The sequence below is a fragment of the Vulcanococcus sp. Clear-D1 genome (assembly GCF_014654725.1).
Lineage (GTDB): Bacteria > Cyanobacteriota > Cyanobacteriia > PCC-6307 > Cyanobiaceae > Vulcanococcus.
On record NZ_JACVZV010000024.1, the window covers coordinates 118,069 to 137,958 of the forward strand.

Below are 19,890 nucleotides of genomic sequence, written 5' to 3' on the forward strand. Positions count from 1 at the left end.
CCTGAACCGACCCTATCGGCACAACACCACCCAACCCTGATCAGCCAAGGAAGACCCAACACCTAGGGTGCCTCCAAACAACCGATCCACCCGTGCAGAAAGGAGAAAGCAACCGCGCCGGTGAACTGAAGGAGCTGGGCTGGAGCGCCGAAGACGTGCGCCGCTACGAAGAGCTGTGGGAATACCGCCAGCGTTGGGGTGCGATCAACCTCGAACGTGAAGACCGTCAGTTCCTGCGCAAGGCTGAAGCCGCCCTGCCCAAGATCGTGGCCAAGGGCTCTGAGAAGAAGCGCACGCAGGACAAATCCCACTACCGCTGGCTCTCCTTCTACTTAGAGGCCATGCAGGCCGCTCCGCTCAACGAGGGGGAAGTAGCTGCCTGGCCGATCGTGCTGCAGGAAGAACTGCGCACCATCGATTACTACGAGCCGGTGCTCGGCCTCCCCGACACGCTCAAGGCCAAAGAACTGCTGCCGATGCGCGAGCAGCTGGTGGCGCAAGCGGCGGCATCGGCCACCCGCAGCATCAGCTTTGATTTCGTGGCGCCGCTGGAAGAGCTCAAGCAGCGCGAGAAAACCAGCTGGAAGCCCCTGCGCGGCGACGGCAACACCGACACCACCTACCCGGTACTCAGCGCCGATGCCGCTGAAGCATTCCGCCAGCAGGCTCGCGCCACTGTCACAATCACCATCCGCGAGCTGTTCCCGTCGCTGAAGGACACCGAGAAGCCGGAGCCTCCGGCGGACTGGATGCCCTGACGCCGAGGGGGCCGCGCCCCTCAGTGCCCGGCCGCGAGCGCTCCGCCTCGACCACCAGCTTCCTCCGCCACGCCGATCCGGGCAAACAGATCGGTGCTCTCGCGGTTGAGGTGCAGCACCTCCACGGCGCTGCCGCCCAGCTTGAGGCGGCGGATCACCTGATCCAGGGCCGTCACGCCGCTTTGATCCCAGATGTGGGCGTCGGCCATGTCGATGGTGACGCGGGCCGGGTGCTCGTGCAGCTCGAAGCCCTGGCGGAAGTAGATGCTGCTGACAAAGAACAGTTGGCCGCGCACGGTGTAGACGCGGTGATCGGGTGCCACCAGCGCGCTGTCAACGGCAATCACCTTGGCCACCTTTCGGCTGAAGAGCAGGCCTGCCAGGGCTACGCCGGCGAGCAGGCCCACCGCGAGGTTGTGGGTAAGCACGGTAACCACCACGGTGAGGAGCATCACAGCGGTGTCGCTCTTGGGGATGCGGCGGATGCCGCTGATCGAGCCCCAGTTGGCGGTGTTGATCGCGATCATGATCATCACGCCCACCAGCGTGGCCATCGGGATCTGATTCACCCACTGGCTGGCCAGCAGGATCATCGCCAGCAGCGCCACACCCGAGGTGAGGGTGGAGAGGCGGGTGCGGCCGCCGTAGCCCACGTTCATCACCGACTGACCCACGAGGGCGCAGCCGGCCATGCCGCCGAACAGCGAACTCACGATGTTGCCGATGCCTTGGCCACGGGCCTCGGCGTTTTTGTGGCTGGAGCTATCGGTAATGTCGTCGAGGATGTCTTGGGTGAGGAAGGTTTCCATCAGGCCCACCAGCGAGATCGCCAGGGCCGTGGGCAGGATCAGGCCGAGGGTTTCCAGGTTGAACGCCACCTGCGGTAGGCCCAGCTGCGGCAGGCCCTCCGGCAGGGTGCCGAGACTGGCCACGGTGGGTACCTCCAGCCCCAACTGAATCGAAAGGCCGGTGCTGATCATGATCGCCACCAGGGCCGAGGGCACCGCGGTGGTGAGGCGGGGCAGCAGATAAATGATCGCCAGGGTGAGCGCCATCAGGCCCCACACCGCCGGCAGCTGGGCAGCGGCCACCACCACCTTCTCGGGATGGAACACATCCAGCCCCAGCTGCGGTAACTGCGCCAGGAAGATCAGGATCGCCAGCGCATTCACAAATCCAGCCATCACGGGCTGGGGCACGAAGCGCATCTGGTGGGCTAGGCGCAGATAGCCCCAGGCGATCTGCAACACGCCGGTGAGCAGTCCGGCGGCCAGGAGGTATTGCAGGCCCATACCCTCGCCCAGGCCATTGCCCTGTTGCACCAGCCCGGTCATCAGCAGGGCGGTGGAGCCCGTGGCGGAGGTGATCATCGCGGTGCGGCCACCCACCACCGCCAGGGTCACCGACAGCAGAAACGCCCCGAACAGACCCACCCGCGGATCCACGCCGGCAATGCCTGAGAAAGCGATCGCCTCGGGGATCATCGCGAAGGCCACCACCAGGCCGGAGAGGATGTCGCGGTGGGGGCGATCCCACCATTGCTTCAGGGAGTCCTGCACCACAACCCAACGCACCCGCTGGCCGGACCCTATCAACGCAGCAACCGCAGCCAGGCCCACCAGATCAACACCACCGGCACCAGGGCCAGGGCCAGCACTTGCAGGCTTTGCAGCTGCTCTGGGTTCATCGCACTGGGCAGGGCTGGGAGTTGATCAACAGCAACCCCAACAGGCCGCATTGAAGGCGTGTGAGGTCATCGAGGGCCAGCTCCACATCGGACGCGAATCCAGGGTTGGTGGCGGGTTCCGCCACCACCGGGGCAGGCTCCAGAGGCAGTGGCAGCGCTTCAGCCAAGGCTGCGGGAGCCGCAGCAACCACGAGCAAGCCAAGCAACAGAGCCTTCATGGCACCAGGGCAGATATGTCCGCTCTAGCCAAAGCTCGAGGTTGTAGCCGGCAGGTGCCCGGTTTTCACCCAAATCGTGCAACCGGCATCGCTCCAGGGGCGGTGCACGCTGCCCGGTGGATTGCGCAACCAACTGCCAGCGGGATAGGTGCCGTGTTCGTCTTGGAACACACCATCAATCACGTAGATCTCCTCGCCACCGGGATGGCTGTGGGCCTGGAAACGGGTTCCCGGCGCCCAGCGCACCAGCGCCACCTGTTCGCTGCCGAAGGCGTGCAACGGCAACACCGCCAGACCTGGCACCAAGCCCGGATGCCAGGCGGCCGCATGGGTGTCAATCACCACCCGCTGCTGATCCTCAGGATGCATCTGCTGCAGCTTCACCAACAGCGTGCAACCGCTCTCGCTAAAAGGTGCGTGGGCTGATCCGGGCGGATTGCGCAGGTAGGTGCCGGCGGGGTAGAGGCCTTGCTCATCCGCGAAGGTTCCCTCGAGCACCAGGATCTCCTCGCCACCCCCGTGCCCATGCAGGGCAAAACGGCTGCCAGCTGCGTAACGCACCACCGATGTAGCCCGTGCCACTTCAGCGCCGATCCGCTCGAGCAGGCGCCGCTCCACACCCGGTGAGGGCGAAGCCACCCAGGCCAGCTCTGCAGTGTTGAGCGCCACCGGTTGGCGCCAATCGCCATGGAGAGTCATCCGTTCTGGCGAACGCGCTTCACGGCCAAACCGGCTTCTGTGGCGGTGACGCCAGCTAACACCAGGAGACCGATCAACCCCACCAGCTGGTTCTGAGCTTCAGCAGCCGCATCGGCGTTTTGAGCCAGAACGGCACCAGCCACAAACCAGGCCGTGACCAAGGCTGAGGTGATCCAGTAGGCGCGCCAACGGCGCTGATAGAGGTAGCCAGCGCCCAGGCCCGGCACCACATTCAGCACCACCGCCACCCAACCAGCCGAGGCGGCAAGGATCTGCTCACGGGTGGGCACGATCGCGGCTCCAACACAGGTTCCACTCTGGCGAGCCGGATTGCCGAGCGGCGGGTGGTGAAGTGGCGCTGCTGGGGTGAAGCGAATGCTTTCGGCAACGTTGCCGATAGTTCACCTCCGCCTCCATGGTGGAGACAGCAGCGCAGGCTCCATGCCCCAAGGGATCAGCAACAGCCCGCTGGCACCGGCGCTTCAGCGCATCAGCGCCTGGGTTCTCGACCGTCCACCGTTGCCCGAACTGCTCGGGCAGTGCTGCGATCGACTGCGGCCGACCCCGATCGGCTTGGAGCTCCGCGAAGCGCTCCGGGCACACGGCCACGGAACCAGCGAGCTGCTTGAGTGGCATTGGGATCACCGCCTGGGCCGCGCCGAGGGATGGCTGTGGCAAGAAGGCGTGGTGCACCACTTCCGCTGGTGCCGCCGGGATGGCCGCCTGGTGGTGCAAGCGCAGCTGCGCTGCACTGAGCGAGCAACCCTGCAACTGCTGACCTGAACGACCAGCCAGCCCTCAAGCGGATTGCATAGACCAGGCGATCGATCCGCTGGACGACTGCAGATGGCGGCTGCTCACCAGTTCACCGGTGCAGGCCACAGGCAACAGGCTGGAGCGGCCCGCTGCATACCAGGCAGCCACAAGAGCAGCGCTCGAGCCTGGCGTGAGCTCTCCGGCCAGGATCCAGAGCTCGTCGTGGAGAACCTGGGTCTGATCCGGCGTTCCCACGTACCAGGGCGCTTCGGGATCCACGGACAACTCCTCATGGAGCAGCAAGAGGCCCTCCAGAACGCAGGCGGCGAGCTCGGGTGTCATCCGCTGGAGAAGAACAACCATCCACGCACAGCAGCGGGGACGGACGCAAGCGAATCAACGCCATGACCATCCCGATGCTGCAGATGCGCTGCAAGGGAGGGGCTGCCGAATTCGCGTTCTTAGGACTGGATCACAAGGGAGTGAGCCATGACCCACACCACAGCCCAAAGCACCCACCACGAGGTGTTGAGCACGCAAGAGATCGCACTGCACATGATTGCCAGCGCGGCTCGGGTGTTGCTGATGATCGGCACCGCTGTGCTCGTGGGTGAGGTAGCGGCAGGACCAGCCAGGCGGTTGATCACCGCGCGCCAACACCACCACGAGCATCCGGGCAACGGCGGCGGTTGAAATGCGGGGTGTGGAAGGTAACTCAAGATCTGGATCTGAGCAGAAATTCTCTTGCTTTTCTTTGACAAGCCGGCTTAGAGCTCAAGCAGAAGACTGCAGAGCAGAGGCCCCAGTGGACATCCATGACGAGCGGAGATCTGAGGCGCGTTTAGCATTGTATCGCACCTGGAATGTCAGCGTCGAGAGCGACGTGCTTGGCTCTCGCGTAGCCCAGGTGCTCGACTACAGCCCATCTGGCATCAAACTCTCCCTGGCAGCCGTCAGCGGACTCAAACCTGGCTCGCGACTGGCGATCCATCATCCCGGCACCAGCTGCTCCTATGTGGCAACCGTTGCTTGGTGCCGGCAACAGCACAGCACAACCCTTGTTGGCGCTCAACTGGTGCAAACAGCGCAGCCATGCGCCAGGCGTGTTGAAGACACCCTGCAGCGAACAGGCCAAACAATGGCGACCCTTGGGCTCAACAAGAAAAAGCAGGGTCTCTAGCCCTGCCTCATCTCCCGTGGAGCATGACGCCCTCATCACCACACTACCGAGAGCAGTCAGCAACGACCCATCAAAGAGCCCAAACAGCAGAATGTCTCAAGGCGTCATGTCGGTTGATCAAGCAACCGTGAAGAAAGTGCTACTGGCGTGCCTCAAGAGCGATCCACGCACAGAATGAAGGGAGGAAGGAGGACCAACTGTTACACGTTCTGCATAACCCACATCCACTTGAAAGCTTCGAGCAGCACAAGATCATTCTGACTGTCGTTCATTACTTTTCAGAGCATTACAACGAACCGATCACCATCCCTGGATTGAGCAAGCAGCTCGGAATCTCAATCCTGCACATCGAAACAGCTTTCGATCTCTACAAAGGAAAAACTGCCAACCAGGCACTCCTGGAGTACAGGCTCAATCGCCTGTGCGATCTGATGTCGAAGGATCCATCTCAGGAAATCGGCGAACAGATCCAACACTGCGGCCTCAGCGCCAAGGTGAGCCCATGGGTGGCTTCGTTTGCGGAAACGAACCTTCAGTTCATCGCTTGCTTCGGCATTGATCTGATCGAATACCACCAGCAATGCTTCCTGGCCAAGGCCGCTCGCCTGCTGAGCGACAACCAAACCACCAGCAACGGTGACGATGATGCACGCATCGGCTCACCCCCGCGAGAAACCCTGTTGATGACGCGCTTCCACTGCGTGCCCTGACAGGCCGGAGGCCGCATCTTGGCCGCAAGGCCAGACATCAACAGAGGGAGTGCTCACGGCTCCTTTGCCTTCTCGTTGAGCTGTTGGCAGATCAGGTTGTGAACAAGCTCAGAGAGCGAAAAACCGGTTTCATTAGCGAGGCGCTGCAAGCGTTCCACCAACTCCTCGGGCAACTCGAGCTCTAGGGGCTGCGGGAAGGAGGCTGGGTCCAAGCGAAAGCGGGGGTCGGGTTCACCCTGAACACCCTGATCGGCCTGCGGGGGATTGGAGTTCTTCATGATTCCTGATCAGCAGATTATTGCCGCCTTGGTCGCACTGGAACAGCCAGGACACATCGCAGCCAAGGTCGGATAGGGAGCTTATGCCTGATCCACCAGCTTTAAACCACAGCCCAAAAGGTTATCGCCCACAGTCAGCCACTGACTGTGGGGGCGAATACGGATCCTTGGCGACACAGCAGGGCATGGAGGCGCAGGATGAATTGGATCAACAGCCTCGACTTCACCATCGAGTCACATCTGGTTAGATCCTGGTCAAGGTCCAGTCACCCTTCTTCTGTCAGGTCCGAGTTGGCTGGTGACAGGTCAACGAGCACGGCTGCTCGCTGGCCTCCTCACACACACCAGGACCGTTATGACCTTGCTTGCGTTTCAGCGCCGCTGGCTGCGTCGCACTGTTGTCAGCTGCCTTGGCGTCTCAGCATCCATCAGCGCGCTGCTGCCGCAGATGGCCATGGCGCGCCCCTGGCCAATCCCGCAATCCAGCTGGAGCGGCAGCGTTCAGGACTATCCCGCCCCTTCTGCACCGCCACGCCCCTGGTGGATGGGGAATGCCGCAAACGGCTATCAGGCCTACGGCACCCCGCCCCTCACCCCCGAGCAACAGGCCCAGCGCTGCAACACCGGCCGACTGATCGGTGGCCTCGGCGGAGGTGCTGTGGCCTACGCCATGTCTCGCGATGACGGCCGCGCCTGGGCCATTCCGCTCGGCGCTTTGCTCGGTTCGCAGGTGGGCTGCAACGCCGCGGCTGGGCGTGGGCCACTGCCCTGGTGAGTGGCCGCTCAGATCTCAGCCGTCCAGATCCAGCCCTCTTGTTGCGCTGTCTCCCGATCCACAGGAGGGCGTGCACGTCCTTGGATGAAATCAGCCGCAGCCACCACTCAGACCAGGGCATCGATGGCGTCGCCGGAGGCTGGGAGCTCTCCATCGAATGCGGAGAGATCCATCAACGACTCCAAACCCTCGATGGAGCCGCCCCTGGCCTTCGAGCCATGGGCAAGTCGCGTAGCAGTCGGATACACCTCGATGGCAGCCGATTGCTGGAGATCGGCTGGAGACAAGGCCAGAGGAATTGACTGACCCGTGATCAGCCGCAGTTGGTCCAACAGGTTGAGCGCTGCCAAGGCCGTCCGTGAGATGAAGTTGGCTCCACCTCGAGGGGTCTCTTGTTGAACCGTTGGTGGATGGCGTCATCGGTTTGACGGCGAAACAGTTCGTGGGTCGCTGCTCCAATCCCAGCCCCTGCCTGATGCGTGCTCAGGGCTTCTCCCATCGCCCGCGGCCAGCCCAGTGGCGCATCGAGGGCCAGCAACGCCGTGCCGTGGTCAGCCATCCATCGGCTCACAATCCAGGCCGGCTCCTCCCGCGGGCTTGCGGTTCTACACGCCTTGATGCGAATGATCTCGCCGTCCAGCTCAGCAAGAGCAAGGCCGACCTTTCGAGGCTGTGTAGCGCAGTCGATGCCAATCAGCGCAACCATGCCTGTTGGGCAGCTGTTCAGACTTTCGCCCGGATCCACTCCTGCAGCAGCTGCTCTCGATCAACGCCCTCCAGCAGCGCATCAGGGATTACCGCCACACGACGCAGGTCGGGTGTGGCACTGCGCACCTGGGCGATGGCATGGTCTGGATCCATCGCCCGCACCGGCTGGATGCTGCAGCGCTGGGCATCGCAGAAGAACACCGAAAACCCAGCCATCAGATCCAGGGCGAATGAGGGGGGCCGCGGTGTGAGGAGTGCGACCCGGTGCTGCGCCATAGGACCGCCGGGGGGTGAGAACCGCTCCCGGCTGGTGAACGAGCACCGTTCGGTCATGGCTCAGGTGACTGCAGCAGCGCAAGGGCTGTACGGCTGATTCATCGCTGCTCTACCAACTTCGCCCTCGGCATGGCCGTCGGCCAGCCCACCTTCGCCACCAGCCTCAAGGGCGGCGACACACCTCGCGATGGCAACTACGCCTGGGAGTGGTGGTACGAGGTCCAGGTGACGGACCACATCGCCGTGACCCCGGCGCTGTTCTATCTGAGCCGGCCGCTGGGGGGTGATACCCCCGATGGCCGGAGCTTCAACCAGCTGGGGGGCCTGATCAAAACCAGCTTCAAGTTCTGACGTTCAGTGCCGATGTGCGGCTGGATGCTCGGCGCAGGGCATCCACAGATCGCCCATCGCATGCACGCCCTCGCAGCCGAGGGCGCGTGCTTTCTCAAGCGCCACGTGCCTGTTGGGGTAGGCCATCAGCTGCTCCTGGGCGGCACCGCTGCTGTGGTGTTGATGCCCGTTGCCAGGGCTGAACGACCAGATCCCCATGGCATTGAGGCCGGCCACCACCACGCCCATGCCCACCACACAGGCGTTCACTACACCCATGCCCACAACGCCGAGGCTGAGCACCCCCATTGGCACGACGCCGATGCTCACCACCCCCATCGGCACCACGCCGATCGACACGATTCCAAGCGGGGCGATGCCAATGGCAATCAGTTTGGGCGGTTCACCACAGCTGCTCATGGTTGGTGATCAGTGTGTGTGTGTTGAGCCGCTGTTCTGGCCATGCTTGTCGCATGGCATCCATTGGGTTCCCATCTGATGGGCTCCGGTGCAATTGAAATGCTGCTTGGCGGCTGCCTCGGCTTCTGCTTTGGTCGCATACAGGGCAGGCACACCGCCGGTGTTCGCCTGTACAGGTCCAGCCAGCTGCAGGCCAGCGGCGATGCCGATGAGGCCGAACAGCTGGGGAAGCCATTTCACGCCAGTGGCTTGAATCATCGCGGGGCCGAGAGGGAACGCGCGCAAGCTAGTGCAACTCTCCAGTAGACCTGAACTGCCGGAGTCCTGATGTCGTCAGATCGTCACAGGAGCGGTCTGATTAACCTGAAGAGGCTGCTGGGGCTGGAGGGTTGTGTATGGAGGCGCCAGCGCTGCGGATCGGCCAGGTGGCCAAGGCCACTGGCTTGCCCGTGAAAACGGTGCGCTTCTACAGCGATGAAGGGCTGATTCATGCCGTTGGTCGCTCCCAGGGGGGCTATCGCCTCTTCGATCCTGCCGTTGTGGCTGAGTTGAGTTTGATCCGGGCGCTTCGGGCTTTGGATGTGCCCCTGCCTGAGCTCAAGCGGATCCTCGATGTAAGGCGCGCTGGTCATTGCAACTGCAGCGCTCTGAAAAGCAGTATTCAGACCCGCATTGAATCGATCGATCAACGGCTGGCGGAGTTGGTGGCGATGAAGGCCGAACTCGCTCAGTTGCTGAGCTCCTGGCAGGAGTGCGGCGGCATCAAGGAGCCTTGATACCCACGACGACAACTGCCAAGCTTCAGCACTGATTGGTGTCATGCCATGCGATGCAGATCAAAACGATCGGCATTCATCACCTTCACCCAGGCGGCCACGAAATCGTTCACGAAGCGCGCCGCACCATCGCTCTGGGCGTACACCTCCGCAATGGCGCGGAGCTGAGAGTTCGAACCGAACACAAGATCCGCACGGGTGGCCGTCCAGCGCCGGGCGCCACTGCGGCGGTCTGAGCCGGCGAACAGCTCGCCGTGCTCATCCATCGGCTCCCAGGTGGTGGCCATGTCGAGCAGGTTCACGAAGAAATCGGTGCTCAGCACACCCATCCGCTCAGTGAACACGCCATGGCGCACCCCATCGGTGTTGGCGCCGAGCACCCGCAGGCCGCCCACAAGCACCGTCATCTCCGGAGCGCTGAGGCCCAGAAGCTGAGCGCGATCCACCAGCAGGTGTTCGGCGGTCACGCTCATCGGCCCCTTCTGCCAGTTGCGGAAGCCATCGGCCTGGGGCTCCATCACAGCGAACGACGCGATGTCGGTTTGTGCCTGGCTGGCATCCATGCGCCCTGGCGTGAAGGGCACCACTACGGGATGGCCGGCCGCCGCCGCCGCCTGCTCCACCGCCACGCCGCCCGCCAGCACGATCAGGTCGGCCAGCGACACGCGCATGTCACCCTGGCGGGAGCCATTGAAGGCCTGCTGGATGCTCTCCAGGTAGCCGATCACTTTGTGGAGCTGCTGCGGCTGGTTCACCGCCCAGGCGCTCTGGGGTGCCAGGCACACCCGGGCGCCATTGGCGCCGCCGCGTTTGTCCGAGCCTCGGAAGGTGGAGGCGGACGCCCAGGCGGTGGCCACCAGCTCAGACACGCTCAGGCCGCTGCGCTGGATGCGTTGCTTGAGATCGGCGATGGCCGCCTCATCCACTACCGGGTGATCCAGCGAGGGGATCGGGTCCTGCCAGATCAGCTCCTCGGCAGGGGCTTCAGGCCCGAGGTAGAGGCTGCGGGGCCCCATGTCGCGATGGGTGAGCTTGAACCAGGCGCGGGCGAAGGCCTCGGCAAAGGCCTCGGGGTGCTGATGGAAATGGCGCGAGATCGGCTCGTAGATCGGATCGAAGCGCAGCGACAGATCCGCCGTGGTCATCATCGGCGGGTGCTTGATGCCGGGGCGGTGGGCATCAGGGATCAGGTGCTCCTCGCGGCAGTCCTTCGCCTGCCACTGCCAGGCGCCGGTGGGGCTCTTGATCAATTCCCATTCGTAGCCGAAAAGCATATCGAAGTAGCCCATGTCCCAACGGGTGGGATTGGGCTTCCAGGCGCCTTCGATGCCGCTGGTGGTGGTATCAGCACCCTTGCCGCATCCATGGCGGTTGTGCCAACCCAGGCCCATCTCCTGCATCGGCGCCCCTTCCGGGGCAGGCCCCACCAAGTCCTCAGGTCCTGCGCCATGGGCCTTGCCAAAGGTGTGGCCACCGGCGGTGAGGGCCACGGTTTCCTCGTCATTCATGGCCATGCGGGCGAAGGTTTCGCGCACATCGCGGCCGGAAGCCACCGGATCAGGCTCACCGTTCGGGCCCTCGGGGTTCACATAGATCAGACCCATCTGCACGGCGGCCAATGGGTTTTCCAGCTGACGATCACCGCTGTAGCGCTCATCGCCCAGCCAGGTGCGCTCATTGCCCCAGTAGATGTCCTCTTCCGGCTGCCAGATATCGGCGCGACCGCCGGCGAAGCCAAAGGTGCGCAGGCCCATCGATTCGAGGGCACAGGTGCCCGCCAGAATCATCAGATCGGCCCAGGAGATGCGGTTGCCGTATTTCTGCTTGATCGGCCAGAGCAGGCGCCGGGCCTTATCGAGATTGCCGTTGTCGGGCCAGCTATTGAGCGGCGCGAAGCGCTGATTGCCAGTGCCGGCCCCGCCGCGCCCATCCGCGGTGCGATAGGTGCCCGCGCTGTGCCAAGCCATGCGGATGAATAGACCGCCGTAATGGCCCCAGTCCGCGGGCCACCACTCCTGGGAGTCGGTCATCAACGCCAACAGATCCTGCTTCAGCCCCTGGTAATCCAGTTGCTGGAATGCATCGCGGTACTGGAATGCAGTGCCCAGTGGGTTGGAAACGGAATTGTGTTGATGCAGGATTGCCAGATTCACCTGCTGTGGCCACCAATCACGCGGCGAGGGTCCTCGGCCGGCCACCGGCATCGGCGTCGCCCCGTGGCCACTGAAAGGGCACTTGCCGAGTTCAGTCATGAAGAATGCCGCGTGGATTGTGATCAGAATTTGAAGCTAGGGATGAAGGCAGGTCGTGACAGCTGCCGTTCATGCTTCGTCAACCGGGCCGATGGTCTGCAACATTCAGTGGCGAGTTGATGGGTCGCCATGTGACTGGTGAAACCGGAACCCAATGACTATCTCTGAAGCCACACAGGCACCAAACAAAAACCCCCGAGCGATGCCCGGGGGTCATGCGTCAAACAACATTCCAATGGCTTTCGTTGGTCGAAGCTGCTGGCGTTGGCGCCTGGGGCCGAACGTTCCAGGTGTGGGTTGTCTGGTCTCCTGGGGCACCTGAGGCGGTGCAAACGGAGTGTCGATCAGTCAGGCGCACAGGTTGAGGTGGCTTTGGTGCCTGTCCTCCTCTTGCCCGGCTGAACGACCCGCCCACGGTTGGGTGAAGACTGTTGGAGCAGGGGCCTGCAGTCAGCGTGCTTCTGGCAGGTAGCGGGGTGGCGTGTCGTCCATCCGGGCGCCTCCGTGGTTGATGCACACAGATTCGCGCCGCCGCTTGCGCTGGGCAATCGGGATTTACACGCATTGCCTTGGTGGCTCAGCGGGAGCAGCGTGGTTTGTTTGGCCTCGGTTCTCAACGCCAGAGCACCATCCGCGGCGGTTGAGGTGGCTGCCATTGCGGACCGCAGGGTGTCCAGCCCTCAGCCCTGCGTTGCCGCCAGAGCGCAACGGCCCTCTCACGGCTGACCCGCTGGCGGCGTTTCAGCAAGGGCGCGGCTTGATCGCTCAGCCACTCACCACTGGTGATCTCCAGCTCCTGCTGCCACTGATTCCAGATCGCGGGCTTGAAGTGCAGTACTTGGCGCCCATCACTCAGCCAACCCTCAGCCGGAGCTGACGGGATCTTCTGTCCCTTCTGAACGAACACCCCTCAACCCACCTCCGGCGCCCAACCCCGTTGGCGGACCATGTCGTCGGTCCAGCCCTGTCAGCGGCGGACGAGGTGCTCTCCCTGGGCGACCTGGCCGCGGTGCAGCTGGCAGGTGAGCACGGGGATGCACTCGGCGCCTGCGTGGTGGCGAAACCAGTGGCAGGTCATGCAGACCTTGCGGCTGCGGCTGGGGCGCAGCACGTCCTCATCCAGATAAGGCCAGGCCTCGCAGTCACTGCCTGTAGCCACTGAGGTGGCCCGGATTCGAGATGCAGCCATCAACCCTCTCCATGCGTACACCTGTACTAGCAGGGATTGGGTGGGTTGTGGAAGGGCCTGCTGATTGGTTCTGGATTCGCCTGCAAAGGAGCCCCGGGCCATGGGCGCCCGGGGCTTTTTGAGCCAGTGGGTCCTTGGCAACCCACCGCCCCACTGTCATGGCTCAGATCTGCTGCGGAGTGCAAGGCCTGTCGGAACCCTTTGGGGCCTTTCCCCATGTCTTTTGATCACTTCGATTCAGCGCTTCTTCTCCTGGCTGCGTTCTTTGCTGCCACGACCTCAGACCTGCTCCACCACCGAGCTCGGGCCCTTTGGGCTTGACCACGCCTTTGCCGCCTTTGAGCAGGGTGACTGGCTAGCAGAGCTCGAACTGCTCCAACTCGCCAATGCTTTGCAGCGCAGCGCGATCAGCCGCGGTGGATATGAAGAACGCGCGTTCAACCTGATGGTCGCAATCGCCGAAGTCCTGGAGTCCGATCACGACTGGAGCTTTGAGCAGACCGACCTCTGGCTTGAGCGCATGGGGCTCTGGGTGGAAGAACTCTGAGGGTTCAGATCACAGCCAGTAGCCTCCCGTGCGGCCGGTTCAGGTCGCAGCGTCGTCTGCCCTGCTGCCGATGAGTGAACACCTCTGGCTCACCACCACCGAGCTCTGCTCTCATCTGGCTATCAGCCGCTCCACGCTCTTCGCCATCCGCCGCTCGGGCCTGCTCAAGGACGGGCGGCACCTGGTGGCCAAGAACCCAACCAGTTCCCGCTCGCACCTGCTCTGGCACCGGCAGCGCTGTGAGTTGGCGCTCGGGAGGATCAGCTGATGGCTGCCATGGGCAGCTCCAACAGCGCCTGGCTCACCACCAGCGAGCTCTGCACTGCCCTCGCCATCAGCCGCTCCAAGCTCTGCCGCTGGCAGCAACGCAAGGTGTTCCGTCAGGGCGTCCACTGGGTGCGCAAGAACCCTGCCACTCCCCGCTCCGATCAGCTCTGGTCGCTGGCAGCCTGCCGCTCTGTCCTCCACAAGCCATAACCACAAGAAAGGGGGCCGATGGCCCCCTTTTTGATTGGTCTGTGCAGAGCCTGAATCAGGCCGCTTCGCTCTGATCGCCGAGCATCCGCCGCGCTACCGACGCCTTCGTCTGCTCGCCTGTGATCTCACTCAAATACGTGCGGCGGTGCACTTCCGGGCTATGGCCCATCACCGCCGCCACATCCGCGTAGTTCCAGGTCGTCGTCTCCCTGGCGCGAATGGCGTAGGCGTGGCGCAGGTCATAGGGCACGCAGCGCTCCTTGCGTTTCTGCGCTTTCTTCTTGCCCTGGGCCGGTGCTGTTTCCACCCAGGCGTAGAGCTTGGTTTTCAGCTCAAACTCGGCCTTGGCATCGGAGCTGCGCAGCTTGTGGCAGCACACCGCGCCCAGCCGCTCGTTGTTGTCGCAGCGCTTCACCAGATCACATTCGGGGTCAAACGGCTGGCCGTCTTCATTGACGAATTTGGGCACGTAGCGGCGGCGCAGTTCCTCGAGCCGCTGCTCTCCGTTCTCCCCACCCAATTGATAGCGATTCACCCATTCGGCGGGTAATGGCAATGCCACCCGAAAGCCCGTTTTGGTCACCTTGATGTGGCGGGCGGCCACACCGATGCTCACCATCCCCTGCTCATCGGGGAGCTCCGCGATGTGCCACACCTCGTGGGGCCTGAGCCCATAAGTGGCCACCATCGCGAACACCCAGCCCCACAGCGGGTCTTCTTCCACCACCTGATCAAGCCACTCCCGGATCGCTGCCGTGCTCGGGATGCGGCGTCTGGATTCACCGGCAGCCACCAGCGCTCCCTTCTTGCGGTTCACCATTCCCTTGAGCTCCTCACTCAGGCTCTCCGGTGCAATCGCCCCGTAGCCGGCCCGGCGCAGCAGCGACACCACCTCCCGCTTCTGGCGGAACCCCTGGCGATGGGTGGCCATCGGCAGCAACGTGGCCGTTGGGTCCTCCAGCCGCGCCTTGAGGCTCTCGCTGGTGTGCAGCGCAAAGCGGCGCACGTCCTCCTCAGTGGCCGCACGGTCCGCCGGCAGCAGGCAGAAGTAGCCCTTTCCCTTGAAGGGCCCCACGAGGTTCATGTTCACCCCCTGGCCCCGTTGGAACGCCACTACCGCGGCGCAGATCTCAGGCCAGCAGGGGGCGGCGAGATGGGCAGCGCTTCCAGCACTGGGCTCGGCTAAAGCCGTCCATAGCTGGGGCCGATCGCTCCGGCCTTGCTCCACCAGCGAATCGCAGAGTCGCTGCACATCCGCGTCGCTCTGGGCGGAGTAGCCCCGCATGGCCCGCTCACGCGTGCCACCACCAGGAAGGATTTCGTAGACGCTCAGCCACTGGCTATGGCGGCGCACACGGATGCGCAGGGGCAGATCATGGAGTCGCAGGATCCCGTTGGCGCGCTCCAGGGGAGAAACGAGGCAAGGCATGACGGTGGAACCACTGAGGTGAGGGTTCCCCGCTTCTGTGAACAAGGGCCATGAGACGACCCTTGAGACGCCGAGCGTCCTTGGCAGTGTCTTGGCAGTTATGCCAAGGAAATGACACAACTACGGTTTTCGGCGTCCTTGTGCGGTCTCATTTCGACCGACTCAGAAGCCCTTTGCAAACCCTGAAATCCCTTGTGCTGCAGGGTCAAACCCTTGCAGTCCAAACGATCTAAAAAAATGGGTCGTCTGAGATTCGAACTCAGGACCAATCGGTTAAAAGCCAACTGGAGATTCCCGAGATCCCTTGCCGTGCAAGGGCTCAGAAAACGACCCCCAAACACTCCCCCAAACAAATCGGCTGCGACTGGTGAGATCATCCTGCCAGAAAATCCGGCAAACCAACTCACTCCGGATGAACAGAGCGAGCCATCCGTTCCGGTCCGCTGGCTGGCTATGGCTGGCCGGAATCCCGACCGCTTACCGAGCTCCCCAGAGCCAACCCAGCCAGGATGCTCAGTCCCTGATTCACCGCGTCATCGATGCGCCCCTGAGGGCGGGCGCAGAACAACGCCACGGCGTGCTCAGAAGTGGAAGCGCCCGAGGGTTGCTGCGGTCCATCGGGATCCTCCACGCCACCGAGGCGAGCGCCCTCATCCACCCGCTGCTCAATCGCCGGCAGACCGTTCATCCGTACATACAGCCAGCTCAGGGCGGTGCAATTGAGCAGGTCAAACGCAAGCGTGGCGCCCTGGAACCCCAGGATCCCGGTGGAGATCCAGACCACCAGCCGGCGGGAATCCATGGAGCATTGGCGAACTGCTCAGAAGGGTTCCGGGCCTGATCCATCTGCCATGACTTCATCAGGCAGCTGTGCACTGAGCCGGTCCGCCAGCTCCAGACAGCGGTCCATCTCTGCCCAGAGCAACTCCCGCCGCTCTGACGTCACAGCAAAGGAGCGGTGGTGCAGATCGCGGCCGAGATAACGCAGGGCATCGCAGATGCGGCGCCAGTCAGCAGAGCTGAGCTCGTGGGTGGGATCGGTCATGAATTGATCCTGCCTGCCGCAGATCGCTTCGTCGGAACCTTCAAGGGTTCTCTGCCTCGCCTTAATGCCACTAACCCCTGAGGGCTGGACCCTGCTCAAAACCTGGGAGGGCTGCCGCCTAAGCGCCTACCCCGACCCCGCCAGTGGCGGTGCTCCCTGGACCATCGGCTACGGCCACACCGGTGCGGAGGTGGTGCAGGGACTGACGATCACGCAGGAGAAGGCCGAGACCTGGCTCAAGCAAGACGTGGCTGAGGCGGCCGGCTCTGTCGACCGGCTCCTCTCCGGCGTTGGCCTGACTGCCCGTCAGCGCGATGCCCTGATCAGCTTCTGCTTCAACGTCGGCGGGGGAGCCTTGGAGAGATCCACCCTGCGCAAGCGCCTGCAGGCGGATGAATGCCCGGCTGTGGTGATCGCCCAGGAGTTGCCGCGCTGGTGCAAAGGCCCCAACGGCCCCGTTGAAGGGCTCAAGCGCCGCAGGGCCGCTGAGGTGTCCCATGCCCAGGCTCCAGATGGCGCTGATGCAACTGAACGCCAAGCAACTTGGGCTAATCAGCACTACAAAAACGAGCCGATCCAGCTCCTGGACGCGGTGCGTCACCACAAGGGATTGGCCCATCAGCAAGAGGCCTGGTTGCAGCTGGAGCGCTCGCTCACTGCCGAGCAACGGGCTGCCTTCGCGGAGATGTTTCGCACTCCGGCTTCACCGTCGAACGCGACTTCTAAACCTGAGCTGCCCGGCCTGATCGAACTGCCGGTGCCCTACCTGAGCCAGAACGACAGCGCCACCAGCCAAGGACCGCGCATGTGCTTCTCATCGAGTTGCGCCATGGCAGCTGCCTTCCTGAAACCCGATGCGCTTCGTGGCCCCGGCCAACTGGACGATCAATACCTGGCGCTGGTGCAACGCCATGGCGACACCAGCGATGCCAATGCCCAAGTCGCTGCACTCCACAGCCTGGGCCTGCAGGCACGCTTCCGGACAGACGGCTCCATCGAAGACCTGATCGAGCAACTCAAACGGGGACTCCCTTGCCCAGTGGGTTGGCTCCATAAAGGCCCCGTCTCGGCCCCCTCCGGTGGCGGCCACTGGAGCCTGGTGATCGGATGGGATCCAGCCAAGCGCCAATTCCTGATGCATGACCCCAACGGGGAAGCCGATCTGATGAACGGCGGCTACGTGACCACTTCCATCGGCAGCGGAGCGGCCCTGCGCTACTCCGAGCGCAACTGGGGTCGCCGCTGGATGGTGGAAGGAGCTGGAACGGGTTGGTGGATCGAGCTCAACAAGAACGATTGAGCAGCTAAGCGGGGAACACTTTCACCAGTTGTTCCTAGATCCATGACCTTCACACCAGCCATGTCCCCCATTTCCCTGCCTAGCGATCACCACGTGCGCCTGGGCCTGGAGGCCCAGCTGTGCCAGTGCTGGGCGATGTACAGCTCGCTGCCCACAGAAGCCAACCGCTATCAACTGGTGCGCCTGGAGCGTTTGCTGCAGAGCCTTTGAGTGGCAGATCAGGTGTTCAGCGTGTTACAACCGAACCACTGCAGAGGGTGACAACCTGCAAGCCCGTGGAGGCCCATCAAGGCCTCCCTTTTTTATGGGAACAATGGGGTGAATCAGCCTCGCGACAGACACTGAAGCGCGTTACGGTCGGGCCGACTCAATCTCAGCTTCCATGCTCACCGGCTCTGAATTGCTCGCCAAAGTCAAGGAACTGGGCGATGCCTCGAAATCCGATCTGGTGCGCAGCTGCGGCTACGTGAGCACCAAGAAAGATGGCAGCGAGCGCCTGAACTTCACCGCCTTCTACGAAGCCCTGCTCGATGCCAAAGGCCTGAGCCTCGGCAACGACGGCGCTGGCCGGGGCAAAGGTGGCCGCAAGCTCAGCTACACCGCCACCGTTCAAGGCAACGGCAACCTGCTGGTGGGCAAGGCCTACACCGCCATGCTCGACCTCAAGCCCGGTGATGAGTTTGAGATCAAGCTGGGGCGTAAGCAGATCAAGCTGATTCCCTCAGGCGCCGTAGAAGAGGACTGAGTCGTCTGACCCAAACGGAGCCGCTGTCAATCAGCGGCTCTTGACGCAGTAGCTGCCCGAGCTGAACCAGCCGATCGGGCAACTGGATCCCGTTTTCTGAATGGCTTGGCGCTGATTGCTTGGGCTGCTCACGCAGTACGAGCCAGAGCTGTAGAAGCCGATCGGACAGCTACCACCAGCTTTCTGGAGAGCACCTCTGGTATTACTGCTCTTGGAAGGAACGCAGTAGCGACCGGAGGCGTAGTAGCCCAGCGGGCACCCTCCCACTTTTGGGAGGGGTTGTACAGGCTGCTGGGCCAGAGACGGTGTAGGCATGAGCAGCAAAAGAGCCGCCAAGGGTGTTTCAGGCCTCATGCTCAATCCACCCTGAACGTGACGGCCATCACCGCTGTGATGTCCTTATCAATGGTACTGGTGTTGTAGGACCCGAAATCAGCCGTCTCCGTGGAATTGGGAACCGTGATCTGGAAGGTGCCCGTGTCTGCGTTGGTGATCGCACCAATGCTCGAACCAGCCTGGCCTGCAATGGCCCTGGCTCGATTGCGAGCATCACGAGTTGCCTTGGCGAGCATGTCGACTCGCTTCTCGGCAAGCTTGGTATAGGTGTAAGCCGGTTCGTTGATGGTGAGAGGGACGCCTTGACCGATCAACTGCCCAATTCGACCAGAGATTTTGTAAATCCTGTCGACGTCCCAGCTACCGATCAGAATGGCCTGTTTTGTCGTCCATACAGTGGAGCGAAGCTCACCTGTACGGGGGTCGCGAACGATCTCCTTTTCTGACTTCACAGAGTCCAGCTCCAGTTCATGAGGCTGAATGCCTTGAGCCTTCAAGAAGGCAACAGTCTTCTCAACAGCAGGTTGAAGACCCTGGTACGAAGCCTGCTGAGTGGGACCGCTCTGGGTGACTTCAACAGACCAATCAACATAGTCAGAGGTGATGCGCTCGGTACTGGCACCAGTCACCGTGATCGTGTCATTGGCGTTACGGATACCCTTCACCAAAACGCCGCTTGCTGTTGTCAGGCCAAGCCCAAGAACGGCCATGGCGAAGACAAGTGGTGGAGTACGTTTGGCGAAGCTCCAGCAGCCTTCCGACAAGGCGAGAAGCTTCTTACGGCATAGAACCAGGCTGGATAGCCTGACAGTTCGTTCAGAAGACGAGCTCAATTGTGAGTAGCGATTAGAACATCACCCTAAAGCCCCTAAATCTGACAAGGCAATCAGACTCGTGCGAACAACGACCCAAGGGCCAGGGATATCCTCCGGGTATTCATCGTATGCATAGGTAGCACCTGAGGAGTTGCAGGGATAGTGGAGAATGCGTAGACTCAGA

31 protein-coding genes, 1 tRNA gene and 1 pseudogene are annotated in these 19,890 nt (G+C 62.7%); 14 read left to right on the forward strand and 19 right to left on the reverse strand.

Annotated elements, in window-relative coordinates; all coding sequences use genetic code 11:
- The first annotated feature begins 92 nt into the window (after nucleotides 1–92).
- Nucleotides 93–758, forward strand: coding sequence for a hypothetical protein (locus tag H9532_RS09900; protein ID WP_296367920.1), 666 nt, complete (start codon nucleotides 93–95; stop codon nucleotides 756–758).
- 20 nt (nucleotides 759–778) lie between these two features.
- Here H9532_RS09900 and H9532_RS09905 read toward each other — a convergent pair whose 3' ends face one another.
- The 4 genes from H9532_RS09905 to H9532_RS09920 form a co-directional block, all read right to left on the reverse strand.
- Complete coding sequence (locus H9532_RS09905; RefSeq protein WP_296368256.1) at nucleotides 779–2,317, reverse strand: SulP family inorganic anion transporter; 1,539 nt, start codon at nucleotides 2,315–2,317, stop codon at nucleotides 779–781.
- 124 nt (nucleotides 2,318–2,441) lie between these two features.
- Nucleotides 2,442–2,663, reverse strand: a complete 222-nt coding sequence (locus tag H9532_RS09910) for a hypothetical protein (protein WP_296367922.1) — start codon at nucleotides 2,661–2,663, stop codon at nucleotides 2,442–2,444.
- A 24-nt stretch (nucleotides 2,664–2,687) separates the two neighbouring features.
- Nucleotides 2,688–3,362 (reverse strand): cupin domain-containing protein, encoded by a 675-nt coding sequence (locus H9532_RS09915; protein ID WP_296367924.1) that lies wholly within the window; start codon nucleotides 3,360–3,362, stop codon nucleotides 2,688–2,690.
- Nucleotides 3,359–3,655: a hypothetical protein gene (locus tag H9532_RS09920; RefSeq protein ID WP_296368258.1), complete on the reverse strand. Its 297-nt coding sequence runs from the start codon at nucleotides 3,653–3,655 to the stop codon at nucleotides 3,359–3,361. Before H9532_RS09920 ends, H9532_RS09915 begins: the two co-directional genes overlap by 4 nt.
- A 148-nt stretch (nucleotides 3,656–3,803) precedes the next feature.
- Between H9532_RS09920 and H9532_RS09925 the strand changes: the two genes are divergently transcribed.
- Nucleotides 3,804–4,145, forward strand: a complete 342-nt coding sequence (locus H9532_RS09925; RefSeq protein ID WP_296367925.1) for a hypothetical protein — start codon at nucleotides 3,804–3,806, stop codon at nucleotides 4,143–4,145.
- A 15-nt stretch (nucleotides 4,146–4,160) separates the two neighbouring features.
- Here the strand turns inward: H9532_RS09925 and H9532_RS09930 are convergent, their stop codons facing one another.
- A complete protein-coding gene (locus H9532_RS09930) occupies nucleotides 4,161–4,481 on the reverse strand; it encodes a hypothetical protein (protein WP_296367927.1) in 321 nt (106 codons plus the stop codon).
- A gap of 126 nt (nucleotides 4,482–4,607) precedes the next feature.
- Between H9532_RS09930 and H9532_RS09935 the strand changes: the two genes are divergently transcribed.
- The 3 genes from H9532_RS09935 to H9532_RS09940 all read left to right on the forward strand — a co-directional run bounded on the left by H9532_RS09935 (nucleotide 4,608) and on the right by H9532_RS09940 (nucleotide 6,008).
- Nucleotides 4,608–4,811 (forward strand): hypothetical protein, encoded by a 204-nt coding sequence (locus H9532_RS09935; RefSeq protein WP_296367929.1) that lies wholly within the window; start codon nucleotides 4,608–4,610, stop codon nucleotides 4,809–4,811.
- 1 nt (nucleotide 4,812) lies between these two features.
- Complete coding sequence (locus H9532_RS16045) at nucleotides 4,813–5,298, forward strand: PilZ domain-containing protein (RefSeq protein WP_366664558.1); 486 nt, start codon at nucleotides 4,813–4,815, stop codon at nucleotides 5,296–5,298.
- Between the two features lie 314 nt (nucleotides 5,299–5,612).
- The gene (locus tag H9532_RS09940) at nucleotides 5,613–6,008 is read left to right on the forward strand and encodes a hypothetical protein (RefSeq protein WP_296367930.1); all 396 of its coding nucleotides are present in this window, start codon (nucleotides 5,613–5,615) and stop codon (nucleotides 6,006–6,008) included.
- A 53-nt stretch (nucleotides 6,009–6,061) separates the two neighbouring features.
- On the opposite strand, the gene H9532_RS09945 is transcribed toward H9532_RS09940, so the two are convergent.
- Nucleotides 6,062–6,286: a ribbon-helix-helix protein, CopG family gene (locus H9532_RS09945; protein ID WP_296367932.1), complete on the reverse strand. Its 225-nt coding sequence runs from the start codon at nucleotides 6,284–6,286 to the stop codon at nucleotides 6,062–6,064.
- Between the two features lie 454 nt (nucleotides 6,287–6,740).
- Between H9532_RS09945 and H9532_RS09950 the strand changes: the two genes are divergently transcribed.
- Complete coding sequence (locus tag H9532_RS09950; RefSeq protein WP_296367934.1) at nucleotides 6,741–7,061, forward strand: hypothetical protein; 321 nt, start codon at nucleotides 6,741–6,743, stop codon at nucleotides 7,059–7,061.
- Between the two features lie 107 nt (nucleotides 7,062–7,168).
- On the opposite strand, the gene H9532_RS09955 is transcribed toward H9532_RS09950, so the two are convergent.
- The 3 genes from H9532_RS09955 to H9532_RS09960 are packed head-to-tail and all read right to left on the reverse strand — an operon-like array spanning nucleotide 7,169 to nucleotide 8,102.
- Nucleotides 7,169–7,411, reverse strand: coding sequence for a hypothetical protein (locus H9532_RS09955; RefSeq protein ID WP_296367936.1), 243 nt, complete (start codon nucleotides 7,409–7,411; stop codon nucleotides 7,169–7,171).
- The gene (locus tag H9532_RS16050; protein WP_366664562.1) at nucleotides 7,375–7,767 is read right to left on the reverse strand and encodes a DUF429 domain-containing protein; all 393 of its coding nucleotides are present in this window, start codon (nucleotides 7,765–7,767) and stop codon (nucleotides 7,375–7,377) included. The genes H9532_RS09955 and H9532_RS16050 overlap by 37 nt, the downstream gene beginning before the upstream one ends.
- Before the next feature lie 17 nt (nucleotides 7,768–7,784).
- A complete protein-coding gene (locus H9532_RS09960; RefSeq protein ID WP_296367938.1) occupies nucleotides 7,785–8,102 on the reverse strand; it encodes a hypothetical protein in 318 nt (105 codons plus the stop codon).
- A gap of 69 nt (nucleotides 8,103–8,171) precedes the next feature.
- On the opposite strand from H9532_RS09960, the pseudogene H9532_RS09965 reads away from it, so the two are divergent.
- Nucleotides 8,172–8,396: pseudogene (locus H9532_RS09965) on the forward strand (carbohydrate porin); the annotation flags it as partial.
- A 3-nt stretch (nucleotides 8,397–8,399) separates the two neighbouring features.
- On the opposite strand, the gene H9532_RS09970 reads toward H9532_RS09965, so the two are convergent.
- The gene (locus tag H9532_RS09970) at nucleotides 8,400–8,795 is read right to left on the reverse strand and encodes a hypothetical protein (RefSeq protein WP_296367940.1); all 396 of its coding nucleotides are present in this window, start codon (nucleotides 8,793–8,795) and stop codon (nucleotides 8,400–8,402) included.
- A 9-nt stretch (nucleotides 8,796–8,804) separates the two neighbouring features.
- Nucleotides 8,805–9,053, reverse strand: coding sequence for a hypothetical protein (locus H9532_RS09975; RefSeq protein ID WP_296367943.1), 249 nt, complete (start codon nucleotides 9,051–9,053; stop codon nucleotides 8,805–8,807).
- A gap of 137 nt (nucleotides 9,054–9,190) precedes the next feature.
- On the opposite strand from H9532_RS09975, the gene H9532_RS09980 reads away from it, so the two are divergent.
- A complete protein-coding gene (locus H9532_RS09980; RefSeq protein ID WP_296367945.1) occupies nucleotides 9,191–9,571 on the forward strand; it encodes a MerR family transcriptional regulator in 381 nt (126 codons plus the stop codon).
- Between the two features lie 41 nt (nucleotides 9,572–9,612).
- Here the strand turns inward: H9532_RS09980 and katG are convergent, their stop codons facing one another.
- The 3 genes from katG to H9532_RS09995 form a co-directional block, all read right to left on the reverse strand.
- Nucleotides 9,613–11,823: a catalase/peroxidase HPI gene (gene katG / locus H9532_RS09985; RefSeq protein ID WP_296367947.1), complete on the reverse strand. Its 2,211-nt coding sequence runs from the start codon at nucleotides 11,821–11,823 to the stop codon at nucleotides 9,613–9,615.
- Nucleotides 11,824–12,436: 613 nt separating this feature from the next.
- Nucleotides 12,437–12,730, reverse strand: a complete 294-nt coding sequence (locus H9532_RS09990) for a DUF1651 domain-containing protein (RefSeq protein WP_296367950.1) — start codon at nucleotides 12,728–12,730, stop codon at nucleotides 12,437–12,439.
- A 60-nt stretch (nucleotides 12,731–12,790) separates the two neighbouring features.
- Nucleotides 12,791–13,012 carry a galactose oxidase gene (locus H9532_RS09995; RefSeq protein WP_296367951.1) on the reverse strand — a complete coding sequence of 74 codons (222 nt, stop codon included), beginning with the start codon at nucleotides 13,010–13,012 and terminating at the stop codon, nucleotides 12,791–12,793.
- A 223-nt stretch (nucleotides 13,013–13,235) separates the two neighbouring features.
- Here H9532_RS09995 and H9532_RS10000 point away from each other — a divergent pair, with 223 nt between their 5' ends.
- Genes H9532_RS10000 through H9532_RS10010 form a run of 3 tightly spaced genes read left to right on the forward strand, consistent with a single transcriptional unit; the run spans nucleotide 13,236 to nucleotide 14,036 of the window.
- Nucleotides 13,236–13,559, forward strand: coding sequence for a hypothetical protein (locus tag H9532_RS10000; RefSeq protein ID WP_296367953.1), 324 nt, complete (start codon nucleotides 13,236–13,238; stop codon nucleotides 13,557–13,559).
- Between the two features lie 28 nt (nucleotides 13,560–13,587).
- Nucleotides 13,588–13,827, forward strand: coding sequence for a hypothetical protein (locus tag H9532_RS10005; protein ID WP_296367955.1), 240 nt, complete (start codon nucleotides 13,588–13,590; stop codon nucleotides 13,825–13,827).
- Nucleotides 13,828–13,835: 8 nt separating this feature from the next.
- The gene (locus H9532_RS10010) at nucleotides 13,836–14,036 is read left to right on the forward strand and encodes a hypothetical protein (protein ID WP_296367956.1); all 201 of its coding nucleotides are present in this window, start codon (nucleotides 13,836–13,838) and stop codon (nucleotides 14,034–14,036) included.
- A 55-nt stretch (nucleotides 14,037–14,091) separates the two neighbouring features.
- Here the strand turns inward: H9532_RS10010 and H9532_RS10015 are convergent, their stop codons facing one another.
- The 4 genes from H9532_RS10015 to H9532_RS10030 form a co-directional block, all read right to left on the reverse strand.
- Complete coding sequence (locus H9532_RS10015) at nucleotides 14,092–15,465, reverse strand: hypothetical protein (RefSeq protein WP_296367958.1); 1,374 nt, start codon at nucleotides 15,463–15,465, stop codon at nucleotides 14,092–14,094.
- A 238-nt stretch (nucleotides 15,466–15,703) separates the two neighbouring features.
- Nucleotides 15,704–15,798, reverse strand: a tRNA-Lys gene (locus H9532_RS10020).
- 118 nt (nucleotides 15,799–15,916) lie between these two features.
- The gene (locus H9532_RS10025) at nucleotides 15,917–16,267 is read right to left on the reverse strand and encodes a hypothetical protein (RefSeq protein ID WP_296367960.1); all 351 of its coding nucleotides are present in this window, start codon (nucleotides 16,265–16,267) and stop codon (nucleotides 15,917–15,919) included.
- Between the two features lie 18 nt (nucleotides 16,268–16,285).
- Entirely contained in the window at nucleotides 16,286–16,510 is a 225-nt protein-coding gene (locus tag H9532_RS10030; RefSeq protein ID WP_296367962.1) for a hypothetical protein, read from the reverse strand.
- Nucleotides 16,511–16,574: 64 nt separating this feature from the next.
- Between H9532_RS10030 and H9532_RS10035 the strand changes: the two genes are divergently transcribed.
- From H9532_RS10035 to H9532_RS10045, 3 genes are all read left to right on the forward strand, one after another.
- Entirely contained in the window at nucleotides 16,575–17,810 is a 1,236-nt protein-coding gene (locus H9532_RS10035; protein ID WP_296367964.1) for a glycoside hydrolase family protein, read from the forward strand.
- 60 nt (nucleotides 17,811–17,870) lie between these two features.
- The gene (locus H9532_RS10040; RefSeq protein ID WP_296367965.1) at nucleotides 17,871–18,020 is read left to right on the forward strand and encodes a hypothetical protein; all 150 of its coding nucleotides are present in this window, start codon (nucleotides 17,871–17,873) and stop codon (nucleotides 18,018–18,020) included.
- Nucleotides 18,021–18,192: 172 nt separating this feature from the next.
- Nucleotides 18,193–18,555, forward strand: a complete 363-nt coding sequence (locus H9532_RS10045) for an AbrB family transcriptional regulator (protein ID WP_296367967.1) — start codon at nucleotides 18,193–18,195, stop codon at nucleotides 18,553–18,555.
- Nucleotides 18,556–18,911: 356 nt separating this feature from the next.
- On the opposite strand, the gene H9532_RS10050 is transcribed toward H9532_RS10045, so the two are convergent.
- Nucleotides 18,912–19,601: an SIMPL domain-containing protein gene (locus H9532_RS10050; protein ID WP_296368261.1), complete on the reverse strand. Its 690-nt coding sequence runs from the start codon at nucleotides 19,599–19,601 to the stop codon at nucleotides 18,912–18,914.
- Nucleotides 19,602–19,890: the final 289 nt, after the last annotated feature.

Bases quoted from the DNA above. Each gene is read 5' to 3' on its own strand.
- katG (WP_296367947.1), bottom strand. From the start codon at position 11,823: ATGACTGAACTCGGCAAGTGCCCTTTCAGTGGCCACGGGGCGACGCCG.
- H9532_RS09935 (WP_296367929.1), top strand. From the start codon at position 4,608: ATGACCCACACCACAGCCCAAAGCACCCACCACGAGGTGTTGAGCACG.
- H9532_RS09915 (WP_296367924.1), bottom strand. From the start codon at position 3,362: ATGACTCTCCATGGCGATTGGCGCCAACCGGTGGCGCTCAACACTGCA.
- H9532_RS09970 (WP_296367940.1), bottom strand. From the start codon at position 8,795: ATGAGCAGCTGTGGTGAACCGCCCAAACTGATTGCCATTGGCATCGCC.
- H9532_RS10015 (WP_296367958.1), bottom strand. From the start codon at position 15,465: ATGCCTTGCCTCGTTTCTCCCCTGGAGCGCGCCAACGGGATCCTGCGA.
- H9532_RS09975 (WP_296367943.1), bottom strand. From the start codon at position 9,053: ATGATTCAAGCCACTGGCGTGAAATGGCTTCCCCAGCTGTTCGGCCTC.
- H9532_RS10045 (WP_296367967.1), top strand. From the start codon at position 18,193: ATGCTCACCGGCTCTGAATTGCTCGCCAAAGTCAAGGAACTGGGCGAT.
- H9532_RS16050 (WP_366664562.1), bottom strand. From the start codon at position 7,767: ATGGTTGCGCTGATTGGCATCGACTGCGCTACACAGCCTCGAAAGGTC.
- H9532_RS10035 (WP_296367964.1), top strand. From the start codon at position 16,575: ATGCCACTAACCCCTGAGGGCTGGACCCTGCTCAAAACCTGGGAGGGC.
- H9532_RS10050 (WP_296368261.1), bottom strand. From the start codon at position 19,601: ATGGCCGTTCTTGGGCTTGGCCTGACAACAGCAAGCGGCGTTTTGGTG.
- H9532_RS10030 (WP_296367962.1), bottom strand. From the start codon at position 16,510: ATGACCGATCCCACCCACGAGCTCAGCTCTGCTGACTGGCGCCGCATC.
- H9532_RS09950 (WP_296367934.1), top strand. From the start codon at position 6,741: ATGGCGCGCCCCTGGCCAATCCCGCAATCCAGCTGGAGCGGCAGCGTT.
- H9532_RS16045 (WP_366664558.1), top strand. From the start codon at position 4,813: ATGCGGGGTGTGGAAGGTAACTCAAGATCTGGATCTGAGCAGAAATTC.
- H9532_RS10010 (WP_296367956.1), top strand. From the start codon at position 13,836: ATGGGCAGCTCCAACAGCGCCTGGCTCACCACCAGCGAGCTCTGCACT.
- H9532_RS09960 (WP_296367938.1), bottom strand. From the start codon at position 8,102: ATGACCGAACGGTGCTCGTTCACCAGCCGGGAGCGGTTCTCACCCCCC.
- H9532_RS09945 (WP_296367932.1), bottom strand. From the start codon at position 6,286: ATGAAGAACTCCAATCCCCCGCAGGCCGATCAGGGTGTTCAGGGTGAA.
- H9532_RS10040 (WP_296367965.1), top strand. From the start codon at position 17,871: ATGTCCCCCATTTCCCTGCCTAGCGATCACCACGTGCGCCTGGGCCTG.
- H9532_RS10025 (WP_296367960.1), bottom strand. From the start codon at position 16,267: ATGGATTCCCGCCGGCTGGTGGTCTGGATCTCCACCGGGATCCTGGGG.
- H9532_RS09995 (WP_296367951.1), bottom strand. From the start codon at position 13,012: ATGGCTGCATCTCGAATCCGGGCCACCTCAGTGGCTACAGGCAGTGAC.
- H9532_RS09980 (WP_296367945.1), top strand. From the start codon at position 9,191: ATGGAGGCGCCAGCGCTGCGGATCGGCCAGGTGGCCAAGGCCACTGGC.
- H9532_RS09930 (WP_296367927.1), bottom strand. From the start codon at position 4,481: ATGGTTGTTCTTCTCCAGCGGATGACACCCGAGCTCGCCGCCTGCGTT.
- H9532_RS09925 (WP_296367925.1), top strand. From the start codon at position 3,804: ATGCCCCAAGGGATCAGCAACAGCCCGCTGGCACCGGCGCTTCAGCGC.
- H9532_RS09910 (WP_296367922.1), bottom strand. From the start codon at position 2,663: ATGAAGGCTCTGTTGCTTGGCTTGCTCGTGGTTGCTGCGGCTCCCGCA.